The sequence below is a fragment of the Armatimonadota bacterium genome (assembly GCA_029907255.1).
GTDB lineage: Bacteria > Armatimonadota > UBA5829 > DTJY01 > DTJY01 > JAIMAU01.
Genome location: JARYMF010000006.1, coordinates 173,722 through 192,173, shown reverse-complemented (window position 1 = coordinate 192,173; position 18,452 = coordinate 173,722). Strand labels below are relative to the sequence as shown.

The following is an 18,452-nucleotide window of genomic DNA, read 5'->3' as shown; positions in this document are numbered from 1 at the left end:
CAACAGTTATAAAATGGAGGTATGAAAAAAGAGAAAATTAGACGCACACTCGTCGGCTGGCAGGGAATTGTAGCAGAAGTTCCCTGTGATTGGAGCCTTGCCTCAATTGGAGGTGACGGGAAAAGCGGATACTTTCGCGTTGACAGCCCGCATAGTTTATCGCTTGAAGTTAAATGGTTCACTGGTTCTTCTGAACGGATTGACGTCCGCAGGCGGCTTGAGGAGTTTCTGAAAGATCTCGGAAGGAAAGCTAGAAAGCGCAAGGTTAATTTCGAATACAAAATAAAGTCGAAAGAAGACGGAACCATATCGTTTACATGGCAGGCTGATCGCAAAGCGGTTGGAAAACTCACAAGATGTGATCGTTGCAAGCGTATCCTAATCGCCCAAGTAAGTGGTTTGAGCTCTGACAATGTTTCCGGTGTTGCATCGCAGATCCTGCCGTCGCTCATGGACCATTCCGAGGATGGTTGGCAGACATGGGCGGTTTATGATTTAATTGCGGAGGTGCCGCCTGACTACCGGTTGGAGAAACATCAGCTAATGGCCGGTTATATTAGGCTTAACTTTCGCAAAGGTGTAAACCGTCTAACAATCGAACGATGGGGACTTGCAGATGTAGCTCTGAGGAAGTGCACTTTTACTGAGTGGTATGCGGACAGAGTGCGTTATGATTTCCGCCCATTCCGATATTCTATGCAAGAGGTTGACTTCGATGGCGAGAGTGCTATCGAGGTTACGGGAAGGCGGCACGGGCTGAAAGAAATATTAAGGTCGGCTAGCGAGCTCCTCCGAGGGAAAAGTCCGGCCATATTTCTAGATGCTTGTGCTTGGGTTTGCGAGGAATCGAATAAGATATACTCGGTCCAAGCTATACATTCACGGCAAGAGAAAGTATTTGACGAAGTAGTAGATAGAGTGGAGTGTCATTAGGTGGGTTCGCTTTATACTATCGCGGCTCAATATCTGCCCTTTATTAGAAAGAAACCAGCGCTGAGCCGCCAACAAGCGCTCAAGACTCGGCCTATCAGGAATCCGCTGGTTGAATGGACGAAGGACGAACTGGGTGAAGTAAGCGTATTTATCCCTAGGCGAAAAGACCGCATAGCGCGGATTCTGTGTTGGCTGTTCCGTGCGCCTGAAAAGCGCGAGATTGTGCTTGGCGAAGTCGGCGGTTTTGTTTGGGAGCTTTGCGATGGTGAACACAGCGTTGATTCGATAGTTTCAGCAATCACTAATCGGTATAAGATTACACGACGAGAAGCAGAGGCGTCGGTGGGCGTATACTTGAAGATGCTAGCCGACCGGAAGCTTCTTGGTTTTCGAGTTGGAGGCAGTGGCAAGAAAAATGAACAAACCAGTCGAAAGTAAAGAAATTGGTCGGCAAATTCAGCTTCCATTGAGCAAAGCTTTTAGAATCAGCCTGACGAGTATAAGAATCAGATTTTGGCGCTCTATGATTACGGCTGGCGGCATATTTTTAGGAATCGCATTTCTTGCGTCAGTGCTTACGACTGCGCTAATCCAACAACATCTGCCAGGGCCTTCTGACCCGGCGGCTGCAGCGGAGGCAGCAAATCGGCGAACTTGGTTGGTAATCATGTCGCTTGTGGTTTGCACTGTGGGCATTACGAATTCCATGCTTATGTCTGTTACCGAAAGGTATAAAGAAATTGGCACAATGAAATGTTTGGGAGCGCTTGATATTTTCGTTGTGGAGCTTTTCTTATTGGAGGCGCTAATTCTTGGAATCATAGCGTCGTTCCTTGGTTGGATTGTAGGTTTCGGAAGTATCTCGCTTCTTGCACTGGCTACCCACGGCTGGGCGGTGGTTGGCAAGATTCACTCAATCCAAATATTAGAGCACCTGGGGTTGTCCATGTTGGTTGGAGGGTTGCTGACGGTAATTGCGACAATACCTCCTGCAATAAGAGCGGCAAAAATGCCACCAGCAATTGCCTTAAGGGTGGAAATATAGCTTTAACTTTAGCTTGTCAGTTATAAAAGCTTGGTGGGACGGAGCGAATTCGTTCTGTAATCTTTCTTGCAAAAGCATTATTTGCAGCCAACAGTAATTCAAAAGGGTGATAGACGAATGGCATCAAACGAGTATGTAGTTAGAACAAAGGACCTCTGCAAAGAGTTTGTTATGGGCGACACTGTTTTGCGGGCGCTCGATGGTGTGCAGCTCGATGTGCGCAGGGGTGAGTATATCTCAATAATGGGCCCCTCTGGCTCTGGGAAGTCTACGCTGTTTAACATGATTGGCGGGTTGGACAAGCCAACATCAGGTTCTGTATTTATTAACGACGTAGACATGGCACAGCTTGATGCACATGAGCTTGCTTATCTGAGGTGCAGAACCATCGGCTATATTTTCCAAACTTTCAACTTAATACCAGTAATGACGGCCCTAGAAAACGTCACCTTGCCGACAGTTTTCGCTGGAACACCCACGGACGAAGGTATCGAGAAAGGTATAAAACTTCTGACCCTTGTTGGACTTGGTGATAGATTGCATCATAAGCCCTCTGAGCTTTCGGGTGGTCAGCAGCAGCGCGTTGCAATCGCCCGTGCATTAGCGAATGACCCCGCCATAATTCTTGCCGACGAGCCAACCGGAAACCTTGACCTCAAGACGGGTAAAGAAATAATACTGCTTCTAAAAAGGCTCAATCAGGAACAAGGGGTAACTATTATCTCCGCAACTCATGACCTTAAGATGATTGACGTCTCCGACCGCGTTGTCTGGATACGAGATGGCAAGATAGAGCGCATCGAGGAGAGGTCGGAAATTGAGCTGAAGGTCGGCGAACTTGAGGGCGTCGAGCAGTAAGCAGTATTGCTAAGGGATTGCGTTCATAGGGGACAGGCTGTCAATCACGCGCTGTAAAAGCAAATAGGCGTTTTCTATGTTTTTAGCCGCACCGAAGATCTTGGTCAATTGTGCGTGCTGCGCGCATGCCCTCCGCAATCGCCTGAACGACAGTAGAGCCACCATTAACTACATCTCCGCCGGCATATACTCGGGACCGTGAAGTTCTGCAATGCTCATCAACCTTAATCAGCCGGTCTTGGGTAAGCTCTACACCTGGAATTAGGTCTGCTATATCGGGGGAAAGCTCCTGACCGAGCGCCTCAAGCACCAGGTCGACCTCCAAAAGGGATTCGCTTCCAGGTACAACCTTGGGCTTGCGCCTCCCCGATGCGTCTGGTTCTTGTAATACTGTGCGAGCAATCTTAATCCCAATCAGCTTCCCTTCAGCGTCATACTCATATCCTATCGGTTGCGTAAGAAGCAAAAAGTGGATGCCAAGAGCTAGAGCCTGAGCCCTTTCCGCTGGCCATGCGGGCATCTCAGCGAACGAACGCCTGTAGATGAGGTATACGTCATGCGCACCTAAGAGCTTCGCCTGATTGGCAGCATCCATGGCGGTGTTTCCTCCGCCGATTACAGCAACGCGAGAAGGCATGCTCACTTTTCCCTTTTTGCATAGGCATAAGAATCTGATGGCTTCTTCAACCCCTAATAGCCGGCCAGCCGCGTTAAATTTGCCCTCAGTTATGGGAAGAGGCCAACTTTGCGCTTCCCAGTTAGTTAACTTCCCCGTCAGGCCAATGCCAAGGAAAACAGCGTCATATTCTTTAAGGAATTTGTCAAGCTGTCGTTCTTTGGACAACCCCTCACCTTTGCGGATTTTTATGCGGTCTTTGGGAATGCCTGCTAAAATTGCTTCGAGCTCGGCTTCGAAGTCGCTTTGTTTAATGCGGTTATTAGGAATTGCGGTGGCTGCTATGCCGCCGACGATTTCATCCTTTTCAAATATATCAACAGAGTGTCCTAAGCGGAGAAGTTCGATTGCACATGCAAGTCCTGCAGGACCCCCGCCGATTACTGCAATGCGCTTTCCGGTCTGCTGGGCACTTAGGTGTAGAGCTGCCAACCCTCTTTCCCGTGCAACTCTAGAGACATAGGATTGAAGCTTGCGGATAGGAACTGGATTCTGAGAGAATATGTTTTCGATACAGTGGCCCTCGCATTGCATTTCTGATGGACACGTGCGCCCACATAATTCGGGAAGGACATTCTGTTCCCTGAGGGCCATATACGAGCGCTCAATATCACCATCTGCAAGGGCGCAAACAAATTTCGGAATATCTACTCTGGCCGGACATCCATCTCTACAGCGAGGGTCGAAGCAATTCCAGCAACGTGAGGCTTGGGCACGAATATATTCTAGGTCGTTTTGCCTCCCCTCTCGATAGATTGGAGCATACACCTCGCTGTCGAAAGGCACGCATCCTGTCATGCCGCCGTCACGCATAATCTGCGTGCAGGAGGAGCATGTAATGCAAGTGTGGCGGCGGTCAAGCCGACCGGTCTCTATAATCTCTTTGGCAAAGCCTGGAAATGCAAATGCTTGGCGCCCTAAGCCGACCATTTGAATACTGCCGCGCTTAATTTCGGCAGCTGCCACGTGGGGCCATAGGTGGCGCAGCCATGAATATCCGCTACCGACAACTTTAATATCTGGCAGGCCTTCGCGAACTTGCCGTACAAGTTTAATCAATCTTTCCTCGCCGACAAGTGGGTGTTCCTGTGGAATTGAGCCGCCTGCTATTGGGCGGTCAAATGGGCGGTTGATATGGGGGTTGTAGTAAGGATTGCCCATGGTCATGTTGATTAGTGTTATGCCCATCTCGCTCAGTTCTCTTACTAAGCGTTTGGGCTCATCGAGATTTGGCTTGGTGGGCTCACTTGAATCCATTCCCCAACCGTAGGGATAAGGATGTGCATCATGGATGTTCAAGCGACAAGTGATGACCTTATCCTTTCCAAGGTTGTCTTGTATCTTGAGAATGATATTCTTTAGAAACCGAGTGCGATTCTCATAGCTTCCGCCGTACTTTCCTTTTCGAGTATGCGCCGCGAGGAGCTCGTTCACCAAATATCGGTGGCAGGCTTTTACATCTACTGCGTCAAACCCTGCTAGAAACGCTAGTCGAGCCGCCTCAACATAAGCATCCTCAAGAGCCTCTAGTTCGTCATCGGAAATAATGGGCTGGTCGGGGGATATACCGCGCGTGGGGTCGAGATAGGGATCATGGTAAGCAATAATTGGTGCTGGGTCGCATCCAGGCTTGCTATACCTGCCGGAATGCGTGAGTTGAAGCACGAAGAAGGGACAATGCTTAGTGCCCATTGAGTCGGCTGCTGCCAGGCGAGCCTGCTCAAGCATCATGGCAAATGCGTCGACTGTTCCTTTGTGTATCCATAGTTGGCGAGGATTAGCCCGGCCTTCTGGGACAACAGCGCAAGCTTCAACCCAAAGCAATCCGGCTCCCCCTGCTCCAAACCTTCTATAGCGGCGATTGGTAAGCTCGCCAGGCGCACCCTCAGCGGTTCCGTCGCACCCTTCCATTGGCTGAATTGCCATACGATTTGGTATAAGTCGCCCGGCAATTTCAATCGGCTCAGTTAGGCAAGTGATATCTTCCTCGATTGAAATGTCCAAGGCAAGCTCATGGATTGCAGCGTGGAGATCGTCTAGACTGCTTAGACTAAAAGTTCCGTGGACTGCTCGATCTATCATGTAGTTATCCCCCTAAAGCAAATTTAACATAATCGCCCCCTAAATGTCTTGTGCAGGAGGTAGAAAGGGTGAATAAGAAGAACGATTAGGTTGCGAGAGACTTTTCTTAGAAATGCGAGAAAGGAAGGTTCCACATGGACTTCAGCAAATTTCAGAAACCGGAAAATATACTCCGTCCCGCGCCTTTTTGGGCTATCAATGATCGGATAACTCCTGAAGAAACTGCCCGGCAAATGGAAGATATGATAGATGTTGGCCTTTCGGGTGGCTTCTTTCATTCGCGTGCGGGTCTCATAACTGATTATTTGGGGGAAGACTGGTTCAAGGCAATGAAGGCTGCTCTTGACGTAGCAAGAAAGAAGGATGGATACCTCTGGCTTTATGACGAAGACCTCTGGCCAAGTGGGAACGCTGGCGGCCAAGTAGCAGGAATGAAGGATGAGTACCGCCAAGCTGGTCTCCAAGCAGAGTTCGTTCCCGTTGGCAGAGAAGCACTACCAGATGGCAATGATGAACCCAAGGCGGCGTATGTTCTAATTGGCCGAAAAGATGCGAAAATTGAAAGAGCTGAGCAAATTGACTTTGATAAAGCGAGAACTTATACCGATTACGAACGTCTTCTATTTCGCCGCCACTATGCTGACAAGACTGCGTGGTGGGGAGGAGAGTCATATGCAAATCTTCTCAATCCGGAAGCAATGCAGCAGTTCATACGGCTGACGCATGAGGTCTATAAGTCCCACCTGAGATCGGAGTTTGGCAAGCGTATACCTGGTATATTCACCGATGAGCCACACGTTCGCCAGGGTGGGAACACAATGGCTTGGTGGGAAGGACTGCCAGATGCCTATAAAAAGTGGTATGGACGCGATTTTTGGGCAGACCTACCCTACCTCTATTTCGATGGGCGCGAGTGCCGCAAGATTCGGCTTTTCATCCACCGCACCATACACCGGCAGTTCCAGGAAGCTTTCAGTAAGCCTATTTACGAGTGGTGTGAAAAGAACGGCTTGGAACATACGGGCCATTATCTTATGGAGGACAGTTTTGAGGGCCAAATTTCATGCTGCTATGGCGGCGTAATGCCGTTCTATCGATGGCACCAAGCTCCAGGGATTGACCACCTTTGTCGACAGGTTGATGGCATACTCCTCACGGCAAAACAAGTTGGCTCAGCGGCGAGGCAGCTAGGCAGAAAGCGTGTGCTGGACGAAATATTCGGTGTCACACGCCACACAAATACCTTTGAGGACTTCAAGTGGATTGGTGACTATGATCTTGCGCTCGGCGTGAACTTTTTCTGCCCTCATTTGACATTGTATTCGATTCGCGGACGAAGAAAACGCGATTATCCTCCAAATTGGAACTACCAGCAGACTTACTGGAAGGAACTTAAGCCTCTTAATGATTATTTCACCCGACTGGCGCAGGTCCTGTCGAGTGGGAAGGCGAAGCCTGATGTGCTTATCCTTCACCCAATTGAAAGCGGCACATCAGGCCACAGGTTTGGTATCAATCCGCCGCGGAAATACGGTGTGAAAGATACCAAGGAGCTCCTTATGCCTGTGGACCTCCCAGGCGAGGAGTGGGGTCCTGCACGACATTTCGATGGCTTGCTCAAACGCACACTGGATTCGGTGCTGAACGCAGGTTATGATGCTGACCTTGGTGATGAAAGCTTTCTAGAAGAAATGGGGGCAGTTGAGGGGGATAGATTACGCGTTGGCGAAATGACTTACCCTGTGGTAATACTTCCTCCAGCCCAAACCTGGCGGCCTAAGACATTCGAGATGCTCAAGCAGTTTGCGGCGAATGGCGGGAAGGTGCTTATCCTGGGCAAACTTCCGACCGAGTTGGATTGCGACGATGCGACAAACAAATGGAAGGATTTCGCCTCATCTTTGAATGTATATCCTCTTCCATGTGGAGCAAAGCACATCCAGGAGGCACTCGACAGAATCACGCCGAGGTCGTATTCTCTGCGGGGTGCAGATGGCCACCCCGTGCCGAAGTTGTATCTCCAGCATAGGGTTGACGGTGAGGATGAAATATTCTTTATCGTGAATTCCGACCGAGACAGAGCGCATGATTATGTGCTTACCTTCTTGACTAGCGAGGTCGAGGGAAGGGAAATTGCTGTTTGGAACCCGCTAGATGGAACGCGCAAGAGAATAAAGCCAGAGAAAGTAGGCGACAATCTTCGCTATGCTTTCAGCTTGCCGCCAGCTGGTTCGATTCTTATTGTTGCTGGCCCAAATGCAGCTGGTGATGCACCCGATGCCGACATATCCCCTTGTCTTAGCCATGGAGAAGTTATGCGGCTACCGGACAGCTGGCAATTTGCTCGCTCGGAAAAGAATGTATTGGTTATGGACCGCTTAGCCGTTTCGGTGGATGGAGGCAAGACTTGGTGGGACGAAGATATGGAGTTCCGTATACGCCGCCGCCTAGCGGAGCACTTTGGTACGAGTGATGCCCTCCATTGGCAACCGTGGGTTGCCATTCGGAAGGGTGCCTTTAACGGCAAAGGCGGCCCCGTGATTCTCCGGTACAAATTCAGGAGTGCCATTGCGCACCCGAAGAGCGCATACCTGGTAATGGAGGACATGGATAAAGGCCAGGTATTTGTTAATGGCGTAGCTATTGACCTATCAAATATGGGGTGGTACTGGGATCGAAGCTTCGGAATGGTGGAGATTACTAACCTGGTGCACAAGGGCATTAATTCGGTTGACTTCCACTTTGATTACAACTTCCTAAGCGAAGTGGAGGCAGCATACATAGTAGGCGACTTCGGCGTTAGGCTTGTTAACCCTTATGAAGGTGAAATTATCGAAGAGCCGGCCGAAATTTCAAACGGTTCGTGGATAGTTCAAGGTTATCCATTCTATTCGGGGATTATAACTTATCGAACTCTTGTGCATGTTCCTGCTGATGGCAAGCGCACCTTCCTTCGACTTATTCACCCATCAGGGATAATGTATAAGGTTCGCGTAAATGGGCGTAAGGCAGGAAAGATTCTCTGGCGGCCTTTCGAACTTGAGTTGACCAATTTGCTAAACGGTGGCATGAATGAACTTGAGATCGAGGTAGTGGGAAGCAGGCAAAATACTTTCGGCCCGCTTCACGAACGCGATGGTGAGGATTTCCCATACTGTGGTCCGAATGCCTTCGAGGATGAGAATGCTGTCAAGCCGGAGCTGAGTTTATTCGATTATGGTTTGCTTGGTGGAGCGGAGTTAGTCAGGGTTAAATAGTCTGACGCAAAATTTTCAAGGGGTGAGAAGCAGTGAAATTTGAGCGTAAAGATAAGGAAATTTTGCGCGAGCTTGCAGGCAAAGTTGCAGAGGCTGCCGCCCATCCAAGGCAGGCTAAGCTGCGGGAGATGTGGAAACGACACAACCGATTGGAAAAGGTAAAGCCGATGGTTCTGGTCTATCCCGAATGCTCGTGGATGGAAATACTTCCCGATTCTGTTCTCCAGTGCACTAATGATTTGGCAAGAAGATACGAGAAACAGCTTCGCCAGCGCATTTACTATTGGGAATATCTGCGCGATGACAGCGTACAGGAGCCTTGGGTGAAGGTGGATTTGTGCTGGTGGACTACGGGCTGGGGTATTACTCCCACCACAATTCCAAGTCCGGTGGAGCGTGGTGCTTGGGCTTTCAATCCCCCAATTAAAGAGGAATCGGACATTGAGAAGCTCAAATTCCCAGACCTTGTTATTGATGAGGAAAGAACACAGCAAAACTTCGAGGCGCTTCACGACGCAATTGGTGACATCCTAGAAGTCAAGATTCACCGGAGAATTTTTGCTTGGAACTTTACCGGATTGGCGAACATTTTTATATACCTTCGCGGCCTTGACCAGATGATGTGGGATATGGTTGAGCGTCCGAAATGGTTACATCGTGTCATGTCATTCCTTGCACAAGGGAATATGCGACTTCTTGACCAGGTGGAAGCTTACGACAAACTCGACTTGGTGAACACCGATGATTATGTTGGCTCGGGCGGATTGGCGTATACCGATGAATTGCCAGGGCCGGGGTTCCAAGGGCGAGTGAGACTTCGCGACCTGTGGGGATTTGCCGAGGCACAGGAGCTGGTTGGCGTATCGCCTACAATGCACGAGGAGTTCATATTCCAATATCAGCGGCCATTGCTAGAACGATTTGGCTTGAACTGCTATGGTTGTTGTGAGCCAGTTACTGACCGCTTGGACTATGTATTCAAATTTGCAGGGATGCGCAGAATTTCAATTAGCCCTTGGGCTGATCGCCGCATAGCCGCAGAAAAGCTCCAAGATAAGTACATATACTCATGGAAGCCAAATCCCGCGCATCTTGTGGGTGGTTTTGACGCTGATTTTATTCGCAAGTATATCCGCGAAACGCTCGAGATTGCGAAAGACTGCGTATTGGAGATTATTCTCAAGGACGTTCACACGGTTGAATACCATCCCGAACGCCTTTGGGAGTGGGTGCGGATTGCGCAGGAAGAGACTGGTGGATTCTAGTTTTTTGCCTTTGTGCTTCTATCAACCTTCAATTCCTTTACGACGCATCCCACGTCCCTTGGGCCAATTTCTAACGTAAGGTAGGCAATCTCGCCTACGATGCGGGGCTTGAGCTCACGGCCATTCCATACGTCGTAATACTTTGCACCTGTGGTATGCTCGACGGCTAATAGTTCTCCACGCACTGTTGAATAGTTTGCATTAAAAAGCGTCCAAAGCGTGCGCTCCTTCGCCGGGAATTTGTTTGCAAATACTAACTTCTGCCCCGTCGGAACAAGCGGCACCGGTGATAAAGATGTGAAGCAATCTTCATATTTTCGCATCACTTTATGCATCTTGCGGATGAAAGCTAGTACTTGCGGCGCAAACCATTTGTCTGCTGGTCCTTCCAACCAAATGCCTTCGCCATTGAAGAAGATTTGACGCACAGCAGTCAAACGGTCTCCAAGGGGTTTATCACACACAATGATTTCGAATGTCTTAAAATCTGGTAATGCAAAGCGAGTTAGATTTATATGCGAGGGCGACCAGGCATCTGAAACGCTTGAGATTGCGTAGGTGAAGCTTCCATCTTGATGTTGAGTATTTACATCAGCAGGTGTTTCTTCGGTATAAAGGGCGACGTCTGGACCTAGCGCCTGCCTAATTTTCTTTAGAAGGTCTCGCTGTCCCCTAAGCGGTGGTTCTGGCACGGGATGTCCATGATTTTCGGCATAACAGAAGTGCCCTGGGTCTGCAAAACCCATTTCATCGCAGTAATAGCCTAGTGCGTGGGTTTTTTCTTTTACGGTGCTGTAGACCGAAGCAAGGTAATCCTGCCATTCTTTCACCGCTGAGCACATGTTTAACGCCGGTGCAAAGAATGGAAGGGGCTTGCCATCTTTGCCGATAATTTGCCACTCCTTACCGTGAGCTTGAGCTATGCGCGACTGCGGGTCAACCAAGTAGCCTTCGATATATAGGCCCACAGGAATTCCAGATGCTTGCGTCTTTGTAATTGCGTCGCGGAAAGCTTCTACACCGCCAATCTCATCCCAGGGGTCGTAGTCACCGCACCTGCCCCACTTTTCTGAAGCACCCCAATCGAAGAGATGGAGATAATCAACGCCGCCAAAAGCCTTTGAATCCTCGGCAATGCCTTCAGCAAAAGTGTACTTTTTCTTTTCCTTGTTGTAGTACTTTTCTCCACCTGGTATGTAGAACCGCAAAAACTGCTGGCGGAAGTTGAATACTTTGCGGAACCAATCCTTGCGTGGCGCATCAGGCTTATACCATGTGCCAATCCATTCTTTGTATGCATTAAATGCCGAGTGCCAATCGCCTTTGTGGAACCCAATTGTTGTGGCTGGAGAAGTGAAGCGTGCCCACGGAAGCACTTCCTGCTCTAGATACTCCACGCTCATTGAAATGCCCTTGGCATCCTTTCGCAGGTGGAAGTAGCGATACGTTGCTAATGTGTCCATCGTTATTAGGTACATTCCACCGTCAGGACCATAGACGTCCATGAACTGCAAAGGCATTAAGCCGGAATACGGTTCCCGGAGTTCGATTGGAATGTCGTTGATGACTGCACCACGTCTCGGGAAACAATACGAGAGGTTTGCCCCCCGCAGGCTTTTGATTTCTGATATTGTCGGAAAGTCTACTTGAATTTTGCTTTTCTCTTTTGTCCAAAGGTCTAACTGAAAATGTATCCGGTCACCCGATTGAGGTGTTATACTCAGTAAACCGTTGATGCCAAGTCCTTTTCGGTCAATCAACTCAAGAGTGGAGAATACGCCGCGTGACTCGACTACTGAACCTTCAAAATCTGTGGATTCGAGAATCTGGTCGCCCATGCGAACTCGCCAGAAACTTCCTTTGGCTGATATGCTTGGTGGTCCCTCTTCTCCTATTATTTCGATTGAGACGCCTGGTCTATAGCGAATCAACACTCGAGTTTCGCCATTGAATATCTCAATTCGCTCGCTGATGGGACTCACATACGCATTCCAATTGTATTTTCGTTTTGCCTCTGAATAAATATGTGCCTTTGCGCCGCCTACCTTTGAAGGTCGTGCATGAGCGGCAATATTAGAATCAAATCCAATGGTCGCCGAAACAAGGTAGAGCGACACGCCGGGTATGTTTTCTCTGATTACCAGCTCTTTGATGGGATGCTCTCTTGAGGTGGTTATAGCATAGACCCCAAAGCCCTGAGCAAGCCCAAATCCTTCGGGAATTCGCGCTGGTATAGTTTCATCCGCTAAGGCGCGCGAATACACAATCTTTGCAGAAAACAAATGAGGCTCGGGGGAAAGGCTGACTGCGCCTTTATTTTTTGATGCAGTGGCTATAAGCAAAAAGATTTCTGAGGCCCTAACCTCATTAAGTGGGATGCGAAGTTCTGCGGGCTTGTCAGCGTAGGTCATGGCAAGGCTTTTTGGACCCGAGTAGATTCGGAAGGGTATGCCCGAGACTATGATTTCATTCTCTTTTGACCACTCGCTTATGTTCAACTCTTCCATCAGAACTTTATGGCTTGAGTTGAAAATAGAGCGCAAATCAACAGGCTTAAAATTTTTGCCGGCTTTCTGCTTATCCGTTGCCAGAAGCTCTGTAAACGTTAGTTTTGGGGCATTTTCATGAAATTCCAAGCGTGATATTTCGATTGTTCCATCAGGACGGGCAGCCTGCAGTTGAACTGCAAGCATATCTGCCATGACGGGGTTAGCCTGTTTCACCAGTGTATGCCATCTTCCGTCAGATATAAAATCGCTCGGCTCGGCGATAAACTGCTCCTCACCCTTTGTGCCGTGGATGTAGACAAAGTACCCGAGCGGCTGGTCGGCGCCAATCGCACGATAGCGTATCAGCAACCAAGGGGTCTTCGCCAAATCAAGTGGTTGCGAAATCTCGGCAGTCCACTTCATTCCTCTTCCAGGTTGTTTGACTTCAAAGCGGGTGACCTCGGGCGAACTGCTAACTTTATGAAAGTCCGCTGGATTGTGAATCCAATCAGGGCGAGCGTTCCAGATTAACTCGGATGTCAAGTTCGCCCCGATTGCATTGCAAGATAGCGTTAGGGCTAGAAAAACGGTTAATGTAGAGATGAGTTGAAATACTGCCATTGTGATTTGCCCATTTCTTAAAACTTTTCAAAATCTATTTTCTTATTTTTTGGATCTTAGTAGTATCCTTCTTGAAGAACCAATACATGCTCCTTTTGCTCTGGCGAGAATGGGATGGTTACAACAATCCTACCTTCCTCAATAGTTGCAGAACCGTCTTTTCGGTAGGGATTGTGAGGCAAAACAGGCCAAGTCACGCTAGACCCCTCGGGTAGCGAGAGCTTCCACCCCGCGTGTGCTATCCATCCCCCAGCATTACGGCTTGACAAAGTGAATCCCTCTTCGCCTAAAAGCTTCTCAGCCATCTTCTCAGTGCGAAACGGCTTGCCGATATGCGGTATTAGAGTTAAGTGTGCTGCGACCGGCAAGCCCGATTTACTTGTCGCCCTTAAGCGAATCTTGAGTGTCGAAGCGTCTACTGGCTCCACCTCAATTGAGCATTTTTCCTCGCCATATACCAGCCCCAAGCCTGGTGGGTCCGTCTTTTTAAGCCCAGCCACTGAAGGCACGTGGAATAGTTGTCCTTCAGGCATAAAGTTCGGATTCTCATCACCCGGCTTGTGTTTTAGAAGAGAGATATCCCCAACAGTAAAAGTGCTCCATAGTGGTTGGAGTTTCGTATTTCCACCGCCAACAATGAGACCGCAATTGTCGTGGAATATACTTACCAAGTTTTGCCGGTCTTGTAGCCATCGACTTTTTGGAATAGGACAATGGTAAGCTGAAAGGCAAATGAACCATGGGCCTTTGCGTCGTATCAGCGACTTTCCATCGCTTGTTATGAACGTTCGGTCGGATTCCTGAGCTGCTGTTGGAGCAACTGGGCCTTCTTGACCGTACATGAGAAAGCTTGCACATGAATCCGCCGAAACTTTGCCGCCACTCTTGGCAAGCAGATTGAGCTCCTGAAGCACATATCCCCTGCCCTCTGGCGTGAGCGTAAAGGCAACGTTGGGGAATCTTATCCTACGGTTGTAGGGTGTCCGCTCATCGACAGTTTCAACGGAAGTGCCATCGGGATATGTGAAGTTTGTGTGAAATCGAATTGCTCGCTCGATTGCCGGTAGCACGGTTTCATCGTGTGAAACCGCATAGTATATTCCCAGCGCGTTTGTATAAACGTTTCCATATCCTACCACTGGCCCGCAGTTCTCAGACCAGAAACCTGCTGGGTCCTGTGCCGCGACTACTTTCGCCATGAACTCCTTTGCCTGTTTGCACCATTCTGGACGGTCGAACACTTGGCCAGCGATGTATAAGCCCATGGCATGGTGGGTAGGGATATTGTGAACCCGCTTCAGAGCGGTTTGCGAAATCCCAGTGTATCCATGAATTAGTGCATCATCCCAGCGCTTCTTTTGCGAAGGAGTCATGCCTTTGCGAACAAGTCCATAGGACATTATCCAAGCTGAATACGTCCATGGCATGTAAATGTTGCCCCAGGTCGAGCCATCTTTCTTGCGAAATTCCCATTGTCCATCAGGCTTTGCCTCGGCGATTAGTGCGTCACCCGCCTTGACGACAGCCTCCAGTACTTTTGGATCATGGTAGTATGGGTTCGCTGGCGACTTCAGCGCCCATGCTACTGCGAGGCTGAACATTATGTTCTGGTCATTTACAATCCATATGCCTTTTCCAAAGCGTCCTGTTTTAGGGTCCTGGTCCTTTAGAATATCAGGCACCGACGCCACGAGCATTCGTAGGAACTCGTCCTTGAATCGCAGTTCTTGCGGTTGTTTGTCTGATGAAGCATAAACGCTTACTGCAAATATAAGAGTCAAAATTGCAAAAAGGCACTTTTCCATTTTACCGCTCTCATTCTAGCTCGATGCCGAAGCCAGATGCTACGCATTGCATCTCACCAATCATGCGAGTAATAACTGCGATTTGTTTGCCAGTAAAAATCTCGTTAGGCGACCTTCCTGGTACAAGCGCTTCCCAGTTCGGAAGTTGGCTGACCACCTGATTAAGGCCATCCACATAAGCCTTGAAGTAATCTAGTGCTTTTCCCTTGTTTTCAGGAGCTATGCCCTCTGGCTTAACAATCTTCCTGAGTTCCCACAGAGCATTTAAAGAGTTTATGTATCCCTGGATGATTAGGCTCTCGCTCATTAATATTGGGATTTCCATTTCTTTTGCGAGTTTGACTGCTTCCGCAGCGGCGGCAACGTCATTTTTTAGTTGCTCCTCGCTTTTGATGTCTCCGAATGGCAATCGGTAGGCATCCCAAAGGACGAATCCCAGTTCGGGCAGCGTACCCTCTTTGAGTCTTTTTGCAGAGTGGCCAGGTGTGTTCCTTTGTTCTCCAGCTGGCCAATGAGAGCCATACACATCCCACGCAACCGGACTGATAAGCTCAACCCAGTCTGCGAACTTCTTAGGGTCCTTTAGTCCTTCACGAACGGCCCACGATTCGGCGAATTCGCGTGGTGTTCGCCCCTTGGAATTCCACGACCATTCGGCGGCTGCCTCAACATTGAACCTGTTGTAGTGGACCCGCGGCGTGGCATATCCCAGCAAACCCGAAAGGCCCTTATCAACGAACTCGTTCATGCGATAATGGATGAAATGAGGACCAGTAAACGGGCTTGTCCAATGCACACCAGCGTCAAAGTTCGGCACAACGCCCAGCCAATGGCCGCTCTTCGCATAATCCTCCAGATATTTGCGGAGCATAGGTACCTCGCCGTTGTCGTAGGTCAGCAGGCTATGATAGTACCAGACTTTAACTTCCTTTGGAAGTTCTTTGAATATCAACTGGTTACTACTTTCCGTCTCTTCACTCGTGAGGATTCTGAGGCCTAGATGAGGAAGTTTTTTCTTTGCTTTATTCCAGGCAGCTAGGACGGTGCGAGCTTCAAGGACGCTTCGATCTACCTTCTTGCATTCTTCGCATGTGCATCCGCCTTGTTGATCAAGATTTTCTGCAAGCCACACGTCAACTTCGCGAACATGCGGTATCTTTCCAAGCGCAACTATCCAATCTGCTAGTACATCTACAAATTCAGGCTGCGAGTAGCAAATTGCACCCTCGCCCCCGCCCTTAGCTTTGAGATTAGGATAGGCTGCGAATACGCCCTTGTTGCCAACCTGCTCGAGGTGTAGGACTACCGGCACAAAATTTATTCCGTAGCGTGGTCCCTCTGTAAATAAAGGCTCATGGCCATCCTTTGGCCTAGCTGTTGCAATTTTCCTCTCGTCAACGCTGACATAGCAGATTTGCTCGACGATGTTCATCTTCCGGTCTGCAAGCCACTTCAGGTGCAGGAAAGAGTCCGAGCCCCACAATCCCCTGTCCGCAAGGTCGGGCCAGTCGGTTATTTCGGCTATTGGCATATCAACCTTTCCCCCTGCGGCGCGCGCCTTTATAAGCTGCTGGAGGGTTTTCGCAGCGTAATATAACCCTCTGGGGGTTTGGGCAATGAGGCGCAGTGTCTTTCCACTTGCATCGGGGACAATCTTATAGGCTTGGTCAGAGTTCTTTAGGCTTTTGAGACTTGATGCTTCCGGCCCGCCTAGCTTGAGAACGATTGTGAATGCAGGTTTTAGAGGTGACTTAGCTTTATTTGGTATGCCGATTGCCTGTCGAAGTTCCGCACATGCCTGAACAACTACCGGGTCGGTGCTGTCAGCCCTGATTATGACTTGATCAGCAGGAATGGTGTTTTTTGCTGTAATCTTAACTGACTTTGGCAGAGGAACAAGATGCATAATCCATGCTTTTGCTTTGTCAGGTTGTATTGGTGAAACTGCTCCAAAAATTGGCGTGGCTAGAAGATAACAAATGATTATTCCCATAATGAGTCTTAGCATTTCTTTCTTACCTCCAGAATCTATCCTCTTCGCCGAGATAAGCTCCTTGAGCGATTAGCTGTTTTTGAATATCGCGAATTGGTACCTGCTCGGCGGGTGTGTTTGATTGAGCTCCCAGGGCAGCTGCTACTCCTGCTGCTTCGCCTAACGTCATGCATCGAGACATTCCTCTAAGAAGTCCAACAGGGTCTGTGGAGACGCTCTTCCCGCTGGCGACTAGAAGTCCCTCTACTCTTTTTGGAACCATTACGCCGAATGGAATCTCGACTCCATAAGGCGGTTCACCAGGCGCTTTGAGTGGAAATCGGCCGATTACATCGTCCCACTCTCTCCCAGCTGCTACATCATCCTTGGTGAGGGTTGATTTTCCCTCAATAAGTCGGTTTCGGCGCTGCCCCCAGTCTTCTGCCGTCTGAATTACTACGGCGTTTTCGAAGCCTGGGAGGTGCTTTCGTAGGAACTCGGCCACTTTGTGGCACATTCGCCGCCCTTCAAGCTCAGCACGAGTATACTGGCGTGCGTCTACATCGGTCAACCAGAGGTAATTCGAGTTGATGACAACCGTGCCGTCGCCAGCTAGTCCATACATCCCAAAGGCATTCAGAGCATACCAATCGCCGTCCTTTTCAGAGTATTCTCCACGCTCGATGGCATCATTCCAAGGTTTGAACGCCTTGCCACCATGGTGGGGAAAGAAGAAAAATCCGAACTCCTTCCAGTTTCGACGGAAAGTATCGTAATCTTTTACTCCGTCGCTGTTGTTTGGGAATGAATCGCGGTGCTCGCCAATCCAGTCAACTGCGCGGTCGAGATCAACATTCGCCAGCCTGAAGAGCATACTCCCGCCACTTGCGACAATCCGGCATGGAGCCCCAGCATAGGAAGCAATGTCAGCCTCGCCGGTCGCATCGATTACGTTTTTTGCAATTGCCGCCTGCCGCCCGCTTTTACTCTCAATAAGGACTCCAACAACCCTATTGCCCTCCTTAATTGCCCCAACCGTTAGCGCGTGAAGCAGAACTTCCACGCCTGCTTCGCGGAGCATATCAATAAGGACAAGCTTCATTTTTTCAGGATCAAAAATAACGCCAGGTTGTTCGGGTCGGTGCCAGCTAGGTTTTGTGCCACCCTCAAATACTAATCGCTCAACCACTTCGCGAGGGATTCCCCTTACCACGGGAAAGTTTTCGTTCGTCATGAATGCGTTCCCAATATTTGCCATCAATCCTGCAGTGGCCGTTCCACCCACAACGCCATTGCGCTCGATGAGCAGAACCTTTGCTCCGTTTCTAGCTGCCGAAATAGCTGCCGAACACCCGGAGACTCCTCCGCCAGCAACAATGACGTCGGGTTCATAGGCAATTGGTATATCACGAGATGGCTCATGGTAGGTTTTCATTGTCTCTCCCCCTA

The 18,452-nt window shown here is 49.3% G+C and carries 11 protein-coding genes; 6 read left to right on the top strand and 5 right to left on the bottom strand.

Translation table 11 applies throughout. From position 1 onward, the window contains the following. Positions 1–21: 21 nt before the first annotated feature. From QHH26_07365 to QHH26_07350, 4 genes are all read left to right on the top strand, one after another. Positions 22–933 carry a hypothetical protein gene (locus tag QHH26_07365; protein ID MDH7481776.1) on the top strand — a complete coding sequence of 304 codons (912 nt, stop codon included), beginning with the start codon at positions 22–24 and terminating at the stop codon, positions 931–933. Next, positions 934–1,371, top strand: a complete 438-nt coding sequence (locus QHH26_07360; protein ID MDH7481775.1) for a PqqD family protein — start codon at positions 934–936, stop codon at positions 1,369–1,371. Continuing rightward, positions 1,349–1,978, top strand: a complete 630-nt coding sequence (locus QHH26_07355; GenBank protein MDH7481774.1) for an FtsX-like permease family protein — start codon at positions 1,349–1,351, stop codon at positions 1,976–1,978. The genes QHH26_07360 and QHH26_07355 overlap by 23 nt, the downstream gene beginning before the upstream one ends. A 117-nt stretch (positions 1,979–2,095) precedes the next feature. Further along, on the top strand, positions 2,096–2,836 hold the full coding sequence (locus tag QHH26_07350; GenBank protein ID MDH7481773.1) for an ABC transporter ATP-binding protein: 741 nt from the start codon (positions 2,096–2,098) through the stop codon (positions 2,834–2,836). A gap of 82 nt (positions 2,837–2,918) precedes the next feature. On the opposite strand, the gene QHH26_07345 is transcribed toward QHH26_07350, so the two are convergent. Next, positions 2,919–5,594 carry an FAD-dependent oxidoreductase gene (locus QHH26_07345; protein ID MDH7481772.1) on the bottom strand — a complete coding sequence of 892 codons (2,676 nt, stop codon included), beginning with the start codon at positions 5,592–5,594 and terminating at the stop codon, positions 2,919–2,921. A 134-nt stretch (positions 5,595–5,728) separates the two neighbouring features. On the opposite strand from QHH26_07345, the gene QHH26_07340 reads away from it, so the two are divergent. Continuing rightward, positions 5,729–8,851, top strand: a complete 3,123-nt coding sequence (locus tag QHH26_07340) for a hypothetical protein (GenBank protein MDH7481771.1) — start codon at positions 5,729–5,731, stop codon at positions 8,849–8,851. 32 nt (positions 8,852–8,883) lie between these two features. Further along, positions 8,884–10,116: a hypothetical protein gene (locus QHH26_07335; GenBank protein MDH7481770.1), complete on the top strand. Its 1,233-nt coding sequence runs from the start codon at positions 8,884–8,886 to the stop codon at positions 10,114–10,116. On the opposite strand, the gene QHH26_07330 is transcribed toward QHH26_07335, so the two are convergent. From QHH26_07330 to QHH26_07315, 4 genes are read right to left on the bottom strand one after another with little or no spacing between them, the layout of a single operon-like run. Then, entirely contained in the window at positions 10,113–13,226 is a 3,114-nt protein-coding gene (locus QHH26_07330; protein MDH7481769.1) for a DUF6259 domain-containing protein, read from the bottom strand. The genes QHH26_07335 and QHH26_07330 overlap by 4 nt on opposite strands. A 56-nt stretch (positions 13,227–13,282) precedes the next feature. Continuing rightward, the gene (locus QHH26_07325; GenBank protein ID MDH7481768.1) at positions 13,283–15,031 is read right to left on the bottom strand and encodes a hypothetical protein; all 1,749 of its coding nucleotides are present in this window, start codon (positions 15,029–15,031) and stop codon (positions 13,283–13,285) included. A 10-nt stretch (positions 15,032–15,041) separates the two neighbouring features. Beyond that, complete coding sequence (locus QHH26_07320) at positions 15,042–17,039, bottom strand: glycoside hydrolase family 20 zincin-like fold domain-containing protein (GenBank protein ID MDH7481767.1); 1,998 nt, start codon at positions 17,037–17,039, stop codon at positions 15,042–15,044. A 7-nt stretch (positions 17,040–17,046) separates the two neighbouring features. After that, entirely contained in the window at positions 17,047–18,438 is a 1,392-nt protein-coding gene (locus QHH26_07315; GenBank protein ID MDH7481766.1) for an FAD-dependent oxidoreductase, read from the bottom strand. Positions 18,439–18,452 lie beyond the last annotated feature (14 nt).

What these genes read in the sequence shown, in the direction of transcription:
- QHH26_07330 (MDH7481769.1), bottom strand. Translation starts at nt 13,226, where the DNA reads ATGGCAGTATTTCAACTCATCTCTACATTAACCGTTTTTCTAGCCCTA.
- QHH26_07345 (MDH7481772.1), bottom strand. Translation starts at nt 5,594, where the DNA reads ATGATAGATCGAGCAGTCCACGGAACTTTTAGTCTAAGCAGTCTAGAC.
- QHH26_07355 (MDH7481774.1), top strand. Translation starts at nt 1,349, where the DNA reads ATGAACAAACCAGTCGAAAGTAAAGAAATTGGTCGGCAAATTCAGCTT.
- QHH26_07320 (MDH7481767.1), bottom strand. Translation starts at nt 17,039, where the DNA reads ATGCTAAGACTCATTATGGGAATAATCATTTGTTATCTTCTAGCCACG.
- QHH26_07350 (MDH7481773.1), top strand. Translation starts at nt 2,096, where the DNA reads ATGGCATCAAACGAGTATGTAGTTAGAACAAAGGACCTCTGCAAAGAG.
- QHH26_07325 (MDH7481768.1), bottom strand. Translation starts at nt 15,031, where the DNA reads ATGGAAAAGTGCCTTTTTGCAATTTTGACTCTTATATTTGCAGTAAGC.
- QHH26_07315 (MDH7481766.1), bottom strand. Translation starts at nt 18,438, where the DNA reads ATGAAAACCTACCATGAGCCATCTCGTGATATACCAATTGCCTATGAA.
- QHH26_07365 (MDH7481776.1), top strand. Translation starts at nt 22, where the DNA reads ATGAAAAAAGAGAAAATTAGACGCACACTCGTCGGCTGGCAGGGAATT.
- QHH26_07340 (MDH7481771.1), top strand. Translation starts at nt 5,729, where the DNA reads ATGGACTTCAGCAAATTTCAGAAACCGGAAAATATACTCCGTCCCGCG.